General features: G+C 60.3%; 7 protein-coding genes and 3 pseudogenes. 4 read left to right on the top strand and 6 right to left on the bottom strand.

All coding sequences use genetic code 11. The features are described from left to right. The 3 genes and pseudogenes from K0M74_RS13370 to K0M74_RS13360 form a co-directional block, all read left to right on the top strand. Positions 1 to 262, top strand: a pseudogene (locus K0M74_RS13370) (UTP--glucose-1-phosphate uridylyltransferase); the annotation flags it as partial. A 610-nt stretch (positions 263 to 872) separates the two neighbouring features. Next, positions 873 to 1,436 (top strand): PEPxxWA-CTERM sorting domain-containing protein, encoded by a 564-nt coding sequence (locus K0M74_RS13365; protein ID WP_293973228.1) that lies wholly within the window; start codon positions 873 to 875, stop codon positions 1,434 to 1,436. A gap of 569 nt (positions 1,437 to 2,005) precedes the next feature. Next, positions 2,006 to 2,668 (top strand): PEPxxWA-CTERM sorting domain-containing protein, encoded by a 663-nt coding sequence (locus K0M74_RS13360; protein WP_293973224.1) that lies wholly within the window; start codon positions 2,006 to 2,008, stop codon positions 2,666 to 2,668. Positions 2,669 to 2,963: 295 nt separating this feature from the next. Here K0M74_RS13360 and K0M74_RS19890 read toward each other — a convergent pair whose 3' ends face one another. From K0M74_RS19890 to K0M74_RS13335, 6 genes and pseudogenes are all read right to left on the bottom strand, one after another. Then, positions 2,964 to 3,224 carry a group II intron maturase-specific domain-containing protein gene (locus K0M74_RS19890; RefSeq protein ID WP_366932669.1) on the bottom strand — a complete coding sequence of 87 codons (261 nt, stop codon included), beginning with the start codon at positions 3,222 to 3,224 and terminating at the stop codon, positions 2,964 to 2,966. A 37-nt stretch (positions 3,225 to 3,261) separates the two neighbouring features. Next, positions 3,262 to 3,762 (bottom strand): annotated as a pseudogene (locus K0M74_RS19885) (reverse transcriptase domain-containing protein); the annotation flags it as partial. A gap of 645 nt (positions 3,763 to 4,407) precedes the next feature. Next, positions 4,408 to 5,058, bottom strand: coding sequence for a PEPxxWA-CTERM sorting domain-containing protein (locus tag K0M74_RS13350; protein WP_293973218.1), 651 nt, complete (start codon positions 5,056 to 5,058; stop codon positions 4,408 to 4,410). Between the two features lie 488 nt (positions 5,059 to 5,546). Next, positions 5,547 to 5,687: a hypothetical protein gene (locus K0M74_RS13345; RefSeq protein WP_293973215.1), complete on the bottom strand. Its 141-nt coding sequence runs from the start codon at positions 5,685 to 5,687 to the stop codon at positions 5,547 to 5,549. A 61-nt stretch (positions 5,688 to 5,748) separates the two neighbouring features. After that, positions 5,749 to 6,405, bottom strand: a complete 657-nt coding sequence (locus K0M74_RS13340) for a hypothetical protein (protein ID WP_293973212.1) — start codon at positions 6,403 to 6,405, stop codon at positions 5,749 to 5,751. Positions 6,406 to 6,547: 142 nt separating this feature from the next. After that, entirely contained in the window at positions 6,548 to 7,411 is an 864-nt protein-coding gene (locus tag K0M74_RS13335; protein WP_293973209.1) for an FkbM family methyltransferase, read from the bottom strand. Positions 7,412 to 7,604: 193 nt separating this feature from the next. Between K0M74_RS13335 and K0M74_RS13330 the strand changes: the two are divergent. Continuing rightward, positions 7,605 to 7,766, top strand: a pseudogene (locus K0M74_RS13330) (nucleotidyltransferase); the annotation flags it as partial. Positions 7,767 to 8,019: the final 253 nt, after the last annotated feature.

Here is an 8,019-nt window from a genome sequence, read left to right as displayed (position 1 = left end):
CATCTCGGGCCGCTATATCCTCCAGCCCGAAGTGATGCGCGTGCTCGAAGGGCAGGAGAAGGGTGCGGGCGGCGAGATCCAGCTGACCGACGCGATGGCGACGATGATCGGCACCCAGCCGTTCCACGCGGTGACCTTTGATGGCGCGCGCTACGACTGCGGGTCGAAGGCCGGCTATATCCAGGCCAATCTGGCGGTCGCGCTGCAACGCCCCGACGTCGCCGCCGAGGTCCGCGCCTTTGCGATCGACCTGCTGAAGTGAGGCAGACCGGCGCCAACGCCGTTTAGCCGCCCTGGCCTTGCGCTGCGCGCCGCATCGGTACGGCGCGAAGCGCGAGAATCTCACCTGCCGAAAATGGTCACGCCTGACACGTCGACAGAAGCAACCCACTTAAATCGCTTCGAAGGTCGAACGGTACGCAACAGGCAGGAACCTTGCTGGTCAGCGCCTAAGCCCAGACCCATGCGCGCGCATAATGTTCCGCGAACCTTGACCACGCGCGGGCGGCCAGATTCCGGCACAGCGGACGGGTATCGAGGCGATCCTGTCGATTCGGCCGGGAGGCCAGCCGACTGCGTTAACAGGGACACAATATTTCTCGCGATTTTGCAGCGCGCTAAGCGGCCTCATGCTAACCATGTGTCCGGACGCGCTCGATGCGGCCCGGCGGCAACCTGAGATGACCTCGCGGAAAACGGCCATTTCCACTCTGCTGCGTGCGTGGTTCGACCGAAGGGATTAGCCCCGGCAGCGCATACCTGTCTCAAACCGGGATTGACATTTCTTTGATAAGACTCGGCAACATACCTATTTTATTAATAGTCGGGATCATCGATTCACTTGACCACGAATCGGCAAAAGGGGACTCTTCATGCTCAAGAAATCATTGCTGATCGGCGCTGCCGCCATGCTCGGCGCATTTACCGCTCCGGCCCATGCCGTGGAGCTGCTCGATCCTGACTGCGACCTGACGACGGGCTGCCTGTTTAGCGGCAACGCGACGGATACCGCAGCTAGCATCTTGGCAATCGAGACGGCCTATAACACCGACCATGTCGAGCCGCCTCTCCCGGCGACGATCAGCCTCCAGGGTCTGTTCAAGACCGCGGACGGAGATGTGACAGGAACATCAGGCACCTTCACCTTGCCTGGCGGCGGACTGTTCGACTTTTACGCGGTAAAGGCTGGAAATTTCTTCATGCTCTACAGCGTCAATCCGACAAACACCGTCAATTGGACCACGACCGGGATTCCGCACCCAAAGGACCCTGACGGCATAATAAAGCGTCTGGAGGTGTCGCATATCACCGCCTATTCGAGCACGGCCGCCGTCCCCGAACCCGCAACCTGGGCGATGATGCTGTTCGGTTTCGGCGCGATCGGCTTCGGCATGCGCCGTCGCCGTTCGGACTCGGTCCGGGTGCGTTTCGCCTGAGCAATCGCTCTGGTGCATGATATTGGGTAAAAGGTGTCTCGCGACATAGATTGTCGCACCGGTAACCCTCGAACCCCCGTCTTCGGCAGCAGCGCCCACCGGCACTGCTGCCAAAGCTCATTACAAGCACCCGCGATTCCGCAAACTGGATCCCGCGGGGCCCGGCTGGCGAGCCTCGCGGGGGGTTTGATCGTCACGTGCAGGCATCCGCCCCATCGCTTCGGGTGAAAAATTCGGGTCGGACGGCGCCCACGCCCACCATGCTCGCTCAAATCGCCAAAGCGAAACAGGCAGCGCTCGCCGCAGCGTCCAGCTTCTTTCCTTGTCGGAATACGGATCGAGAGGCGCCCTCCCGACCCAACCCGCTTCCGTGGCCATGCCAAGCAGCCTGATGCCGCCTTGGTTGCGGTAGAGCGCAGCTTGCGCGGCAATTGCAAGCTGGCTGCAGTTGTCCCGATGCGGAACTTCACTGCTGAAATCGATATGTATACATTAACAACAAGTTAAGCTAGTGCACGAAAAATCAGCGAGTTAGTCGCTTCGGGGGAAAAGTTGTGAATAAGCTATCGATGATGTTGACGGCGGGATTGGCCATGTTCGCGGCGACGAGTGCGGACGCTGCCACGGTGTTTGACACGACGAGCTCCAGCACCGCGACCTGGCAGCCGTTCGGCCGCCCGGATACATCGACTTACGGGCAAACCTTTACGGCCCCGACGGACAATGTTCTCAACTCGTTTTCACTGTTTTTGACGCCGACAGGCGGCGTCGATTTCAAGGCGTTTCTGTATCAGTGGGATGGAACCAAGGCGACGGGAACGTCGCTGTTCTCAAGCGACATCCTCAATTCGAACAACGGTCCTGAGTTTTCGTTCAACACGGGCGGTATTTCGCTACTTAGTGGTGCCCAATATGTGGCATTTCTGACAACCGCCGGGGTAGCCGGCGGTGGCGGCACGACTACTATGCCGACCGATGGATACCAGGACACGCTAGCTGGCGGAAGCTTCGTTTATTACAACGCCGGCGACAATTTCGCTGCACTGACTTCGAACAATTGGGACAAGTCTGGCGGCGGAGATGACGTGTTCTTCAAGGCATCCTTTGCGTCGTCGGTTGCGGCGGTTCCCGAACCCGGCACCTGGGCGATGATGCTGGTAGGTTTCGGCTTTATTGGCGGCGCGATGCGCTCGGCAAAACGCCGGCAAAAGGTCACCGTCGCATTCGCGTGATGCTCGAACATCGCAGTTGACTCAGAGCGCCGCTGGTCGAAAGGCTGGCGGCGTTCTGCTAACCGATGCGGCGGACAGCAGTGCGCCGCCCATTGGCGATCGCCGACCTTCGGCCAACCTCCGATCAAAACCCGTCGCCGAGGTCCATCGTCAGATTTCATGAGGCGCCCTCGCGCATGGGAAAATTCGCGGCCAACCACGATAATCGCGCACCACAGCGCGATTGCCTATCGCTCAAGCGTGCTCTGCGGCCCAATGTCGCCTTAATGGCAGTCGTCAAACAAGCGCATTAATCTCAAGCTCGGCGAACTTCCGCTATGTAGCCCGATGAAAGACAAAACAGCCGACATTTACGCCGGTTTCCTGAGAGCAAAACGCCGCCGCCTTTCCGCCAACGGCGCTTGGCGATCGACATGGTTCTCTTGCATTGTTTCAGCCGGACGCAGCGCAGCTTTCGCCGGAGCCACGAGTCGATCTGCCTCAATGGGTACTGATCCTGGGCATGGCGGTAATGTGTCACCCATCCCGTGGTGAAGGCGTTCACCTGCGCGATCATCGTCGTCAGGGCGATGCCCCGGTTGCGACGCGAGCAGCGGCGAGAGCGGGCCGCCTTGCGGTGTCCCTTCCTGCCGTTCGATGCACACACCGTTCACCAGCATCCCCGCTTGCAAGAAGCGCCGGATGATGGCGAGCAATCGCGTGTCGCCAATGCGCCGGGACAGACGGGCCATCAGAATGACGTGGTTTACCCGGTCGAAGAACTTCTCCAGGTCGAGGTCCACGACGGTGCCATACCCGTCCGCCACATAGTCCCGGGCCTGACGCAGCGCGTCATGAGCGCTGCGTCCCGGGCGGAACCCGTAGCTCGATCCCGAAAAGCCCGGGTCGAGCAACGGTTCCAGCACTTGCAAAATCGCCTGCTGCACCAAACGGTCCACCACCGTCGGGATGCCCAACTGGCGCATCCCTTTCCCGCCGGCCTTGGGGATTTCTACCCCGCGGACCGGCTGCGGACGATAGCTGCCGTCGAGCAGCGAGACGATCAGCCTTTCGCGATTATCCGCGATCCAGCCACGCAGGTCGGCAACGGTCATCCCGTCAGCGCCCGGCGCACCCTTGTTCGCTTTCACCCGCTTATAGGCTTGGTTCAGGTTGGCCGAACTCGCCACCTGCTCCATCATCATATGCGTCAAGGCGAGGGGCTCGGTCCATGCCGCAGGTGATTGCCGCTCCTCGCACGTCCCAGCGCCGGTTCCGCCTTTGCCAGATACGCCGTGGCGCAGCGATGCCTGCAAGATCTCATCGAAGAGATCCAGCTGCTTCCCGCTGCCTTGCTGCCGCTCCACACCCATCGAATGAACCCAGTCTCCTGCGACATCGCTGCCGCCGTACTCCGGTTCGTCCGGAGAGGCTGGGAGATCTCCCAGGGTAAGACGTTGATCCTTCACTCGGTCGCCGCCGGGTTTACCTGCGCGCGTGTCTGTCTGAATATCGGGCGTCCCGGTCCACAGCCCAGTTACCCCACCGCACCGGCCTTATATCCGGTTCCTGTTCGTCAGCTCCGAGCTTTGCCTCCGGCTTCCTCCCCACCCCGCCTCGCGACGACGCAGTTGCCCTTGGCTAGCGGTTCCGTTCAGCCGGCCCGCAAAGGACTTGCACCTCCAACATCAACGCCATGCCTGCCACACGAAAAAGGGCGGCCAATCGGCCGCCCTTTATCTAGTCAGAATGATTTGCGATCAGGCGAAGCGAACTCGGACCGTGTCCGAGCGGCGGCGACGCATGCCGAAGCCGATTGCACCGAACCCGAGCAGCATCATCGCCCAAGTGGCCGGTTCCGGCACCGCGTTGATGGCAAAATTGTCGGTTTCGAACGCATTGTTCGTGGAGCGCAGACGCAACGACGTCAACGAGGCCACATGCTCGCCGGTGACATCAAAGCGCACAACCGGGTTCAGGTTGGGATCGGTCTGGTCGCCATTGGCCGGATTGAAGATGTCCGAACCGCTGAACGTGGCAATTACATTGTCGTCGCCATCAAGGAAATCGATGGAGTTATATTCATCGACCGAGCCCCAGAGGAAGCTGATGTTGAGGATATCGCCGAACGACGACAGATCCATAACCCCCGGCGACCCGTCGCTCGGCCCGACCGTCCAGTAATTACCGGTGCTGCCAAACGGCTGGGCACGAACGCCATTGAGACTACCGGTCGTCACCAAGCCACCGGAAACCGGAGCGGGAGTTTCGAAATCGATTGTCGGCGTCGGACCCGAGTACGGGGAGGTGCCCGGCGTAACCGAACCCAAGGTAACCGCTGCGTGAGCAGCTGCCGGAAGCGCCATGGCAGCAGCCGAGGCAAGAACCAATTTAATCATCAATGTGCGCATCGTCTTATCTCCAGATTGTAATAGGTGACAGGCCGTGCGACTCGCCCTGTTGCGTTATTAGTAAGTAATTTTTAACCACTTGCCCGCAGATGGCGAGTCCTAAATGATTCGATTTGTCTCATTTTTGGACTCGCAGCCCCATGCCAACGGAGCAAAAGGGCGCACAGACTGCCCAATGCCACAAGATGGCAGTGTACAGCTGGCAGCCATCGCCGAAGGTCGCTCTATAACCGAAGTTAAAAAAGGCGGCCGTTGGACCGCCTAAGTGAGGATGAACTGAGCAGCACCGCCGAATTCTTGACCGCGGTCCCCGCGACGGCGCCGCAATGGGGCTAGATGATCTTTATGGCGATGGCGACCGACCTGATAGCGATGAACTTCCTCGATACCCTGTGTTTCTTTATGGCGCAGCGCCGCCATCCCTTGTTTCTCCGGATGCTGCTGCTGACCTAGGGGCTGGACGTGGCATCGCAGATCTTGGCCGCCAATTATGTGGGCGGCGCGCCGCCCCTGCCCGCCAGCGTCGCCACATCGATCGCGCCGCTGCTCGACAGCAACCTCAAGAAGGCGCCGATCAGCGTCGCGATTTGGCTTCCGTATCTGTTGTTGTCGGAACGGGCGAACTTCACCTACCGCTGGCGCCAGTCGGCCAGACGCCTACGGTCAGGCCGCACGCGACAGTCGCCGCCATCATGGCCTCGGCTTTGCCATCATCCGGCGCAACCGGCGCAACACATTAGCGCCCCCGCGCGTCAGCGGCGAGCGGTCAAACCATTTGAGATCGGCAATATCGCTCCGCGATGATCGCTGCTCACCGAGCGGCGGCACCGCAAATTCGGTCAAGACATCGGGGTTCGCGCGGCGATACCAGACATAGGCAGCATCGATCGGCGGATGGATGCCCTCGTATCGCAGCTGCTCCAGATAAGCGCTGACGCGCTGCGCCCCTTCCCGCGAAAACCCCATCATATGCGCGCCCTGAATATCGCTGGCATGGAGATTGCTAGGCGATGCGGCGGTATAGCCGCCATAGAAGATATCCCAGCCCGGAGCGACCTGACGATCCGCCGTCCCCGGAACGAAACTGCAATCATCCTCCAGGATCAGCACGGACTCCTTCGCCGCGGCGGCCTCGCGCAAGATCGCCTTCTGACTCGCATACACGCCGCGCGCGCCGATCGAGGTAAAGTCACCGGCATCGCCCGGACGGATCGCCGCGAAATAGGCAACGCGGGGATCGCCCTCCAGGCCGACGGCCGCCAGCTCTCGGTCCATTTCGCGGCGGCGATCGGTCCGGTAGCTCAGGTTGATGACCCGAATGCGGTCGAAATGGTCAAACACTTTCATCGGCTTCCTCCGCGGGAGCAGCAAACAGCATTATCGGACAGCGATCATGGCGGGCAAGGACTGCGCGCGCCATCCCCGCGTCGCTACCAAAGGCCCGAGCCGAGAACAATGCCGCTGCAATCGCCGGTCATGCTAGATCAGCTCAATCCTTGCGGTGGACCCCCTCGCCGAGCACCGCCAGTGACGCGATCCGTTCGCTGGGGACCATCAGATAGTCGCTCAGCGCGAGATCATCCTGAATACCGATCGTGGTGATCGCCTGGATCGCCTCAAATCTCTCTGCCGCGTCGCGCAGGATCCGGAACATCTTGTAATCGACTTCGCTCAACGCTCGCTCGATCTGCTGCTGGCGTTCGATCCTAGGCAAATTGTCGGCGGTATAGGCAGGCAGGATTTCGACGAGCACGAAAGGGCGCTGCTTGCGCAGCAGCGGCTTTATGCCCTCGAGGACATCGGCCTCGCCGCCCTCGACATCGATCTTCACGATCGCCACCTCGTCGGGAACCAGCTCCTCGGGTAATTCTGCAAGCGATAGAACGACGACGGCTTTGCTTGCCACCTGGTTGTCGCGAAAGCCCGCGACGAGACTGGCAGATGGGTCGGTGTCCTCGTGTCGATAGAATTGGAGTTGCGCCACGCCAGCCTTTGAACCGAGCCCCGCCGGGATGAGCGTATAGGGTAAATGGTTTGCACGGATGAGTTCGGTCGCATAATCGGCGCAGGCCGGGTTGGGCTCGAAGCCAATATAGCGCCGCGACGGGTCGGCGGCGGCGACCTTCAACAGCGTCTGGCCAAGGTTGACGCCCACGTCGATGAAGGCGCCCGGCGCGACCTGGAACAGGCTCGCGATCATTTCGGCCATCCAATGCTCGGAAATATAGGTTTTACGGCCATTGATAATCGGCACGACAAAATTGCCGCCATAGGCGCGTTCGCGATAGCTGCGATTGAAGAACCCCAGTCGTTTGAGGACAAAATGGGCGGCGCGCTGATGGATTCTGGGCATGACGGTTCGCTACCACTCCCTGAAATTATTGTCATTCGCCATATGCACGGCGACCGCCGGGACGCCATGCATCTGGAACACATGCTTTGACGTGTCCATTCCAATGCGGATAATATCACTCACGGACGGTCTCCTTCTTGAGATCTTCAACGACTCAACTTTGGCACATTTGATGCCGTTTGGGGGCCGTCCACCCCAACACGCCCACAACCTCGCCTTCCTGCGCACCCAAGCCGAGCGTCTTGATATGCGTCTGGTCGATGCTTGGCCTCGCGAACGGCGTGAGCATCGGGCGCGTTTTGAGAAGTTGAAAGAGGCCTATGTGAAGGCTCGCTATTCGAAGTTATGCCGAGTTCGGCATAGCTTCGATTATGCCGAGCGGCCCACTATGCCGAGTGGGCGCGCGAACGCCCTGCTTTCCAACAACTTTGCGCTGATCGGCTCGGCATAGTTTTTAGCATCCGATCTGGGTCAATCGACAGCGATCGGCCGCAATGAGGTCTTGCCACCGGGCGAGAAGATGGCGAGAATCCGGTGATGAGAAATGATGTCGACCATCTGCCCCCGGCGCAGCAGGAAGAACTGACGCGCGCGACGCGGATTTTGAT

This window comes from Sphingopyxis sp., assembly GCF_019459305.1.
Taxonomy (GTDB): Bacteria; Pseudomonadota; Alphaproteobacteria; order Sphingomonadales; family Sphingomonadaceae; genus Sphingopyxis.
This window is presented reverse-complemented; position numbering and strand designations above follow the sequence as displayed.